The sequence below is a fragment of the Streptomyces sp. NRRL WC-3549 genome (genome assembly GCF_000721935.1).
Classification (GTDB): domain Bacteria; phylum Actinomycetota; class Actinomycetes; order Streptomycetales; family Streptomycetaceae; genus Streptomyces.
Genome location: NZ_KL585414.1, coordinates 63,105 through 65,103 on the forward strand (window position 1 = coordinate 63,105; position 1,999 = coordinate 65,103).

General features: G+C 70.4%; 2 protein-coding genes. Both read left to right on the plus strand.

The window, feature by feature from the left end; all coding sequences use genetic code 11:
- The coding region (locus IH13_RS0121555; protein ID WP_031086883.1) for an IclR family transcriptional regulator domain-containing protein at nucleotides 1–391 on the plus strand (391 nt) is incomplete at its 5' end.
- A gap of 222 nt (nucleotides 392–613) precedes the next feature.
- Nucleotides 614–1,999, plus strand: a 1,386-nt coding sequence (locus tag IH13_RS0121560) for an MFS transporter (RefSeq protein ID WP_063837475.1), incomplete at its 3' end; no start/stop codon positions are given.

The window sequence follows — 1,999 nt, forward strand, 5'->3', positions numbered from 1 at the left end:
GCGGGTCGGCTCCCGCGAGGGCATGGTGTTCCCCGCGCACCGCACGACGGCGGGTCTGCTGCTGCTCGCCGACCTTCCTGACGAGGAGCTGGACGAGGTGTACGCCGCCGAGCGCCACCGGGACCGGCCGGGTGAGCGCCCCGACCTCGCCAAGCTGCGCGGCGAGCTGGCGCGGCTGCGCCGCAACGGGTTCGCGGTGAACCAGGAGCGGTCCGAGCGCGGGCTGGTCGCGGTCGGGGTGCCGGTCCGCGACGGGGACGGCACGGCGCTGGCCGGTCTGTCGGTGTCCCTGCCCAGCGTGCGGTACGACCCGCTCCGCCTCCAGCCGCTGGTGGCAACCCTGGAGACCGCGGCCCGGGCGCTGGAGGCGGACCTGGCGGAAGGGCTCTGATCGCGCCGCTCTCCCATCCGTTCTATTTGCATCGCGAACGTTCTTATTCAGTTCTGTACATTTCATTGACGCGCCGTAAAGCGAAGTGTCATTCTCCCGGCACTGCCGGTCTCGCGACGTGCACTCTCCCCCACCGCGTACGCCGAGCCGAGCGTTTCCATCCCTCTCAGGGGTTCCCCCGCCGGGGACACCCCGCCTTCCCCAGCCAGGGAGAAAACAGCAATGACGCTCAACAACGGGACAGCGACGTCCCACGGCCCAACCGCCGGGGCTGCCCGGGTGCCGGGCTACGCGGGAACGCTGGCTGCCGCCTGCGGCGCGGTCTTCGTGGCCCAGGTCGCTAACGCGCTGCCGGCCTCGCTGAACGGACTGTTCCAACAGGACCTGAACACCCACGGCTCGCAACTCACCTGGATCACCGCCGCGTTCATGATCGCGGTGGTGTGCTTCGAGTTCACCTTCGGCGTCCTGGGCGACCTGTTCGGACGCCGAAGGCTCGTCCTCGCGGGCACCGCTCTGGTCGCCGCCGGCAGCACCGTCGCCGCGCTCGCCCCGATCGTCCAGGTGCTCTGGCTCGGCGCCGCCCTGAACGGCCTGGGCGCCGGGGCCATGTTCCCCGGTTCGCTCACCGCACTCACCGCGGTCACCCGCGACGTACGGCAGCGGGCACACGCCGTCGCCGTCTGGAGCGGGTTCCTGTCCGCCGGCGCCGCCGTGTCCCCCCTGCTCGGTGGCATGTTCGCCAGACTCGGGACGTGGCGCGGCTCCTTCTGGGTGCTCGTCGGACTCGCCTTGATCAGCATGGTGCTCACCGTGGCGGTGGCGACGGAGTCGAAAGCACCCGAGGGCCGTAAGTTCGACGTAGCCGGTCAGGTCACCTTCGCGCTCGGCCTCATCCTGGTGTTGTACGGCGCCGTCGAGGGCCCCGAGTCAGGCTGGACAACCCTGCCCGTCATTCTCTCGCTCGCCTTTGGCGCGATGGTCCTCGCGGCATTCGTCGTGGTGGAACTGGGGGCGGAATCCCCCATCTTCGACCTACGGCTGTTCCGCAACCGAGCCTTCAGCGTGTCGTCCGCCGCCGCCGTCATCGGCATGCTCGCCTTCCTCGGCGCCTGCTTCGCGACGAGCATGTGGTTGGGTCCGGTGCAGCACCAGGACCCGATTCGGGTGGCACTTCCCTTCCTGCTCCTGCAGGGACCCGCCTTCCTGCTCATCCCCGTCGTCTCACGGCTGCTGCACCGAGTCGCCCCGTCCTGGCTACTGTCCTCCGGGTTCGCGCTAATGGCGGTCGGCTGCCTGCTGTGTGCCCGGCTGGACGTCACCAACCCGCGGCTCGGCGCGTTCGTAGCGCCCGCCCTGCTGATCGGCGTCGGATTCGCCCTGACCATCAGCTCCGTCACGGCCGTGGCACTGAGCAGCGTGCCCCCGCACCTGGCAGGCATGGCCAGCGCCACCACCAACATGTTGCGCGACCTCGGGTTCGCCCTCGGTCCGGTCGTCGTCGGTGCGGTCGCCCTCAGCGGCGCGGGGTCGGCATTCGCGACGAACCTCTCCAGCACCCTCCTGCCGGCCGCCGAGACCGCGGCAGCACAGGAGATCGCTGCGGCA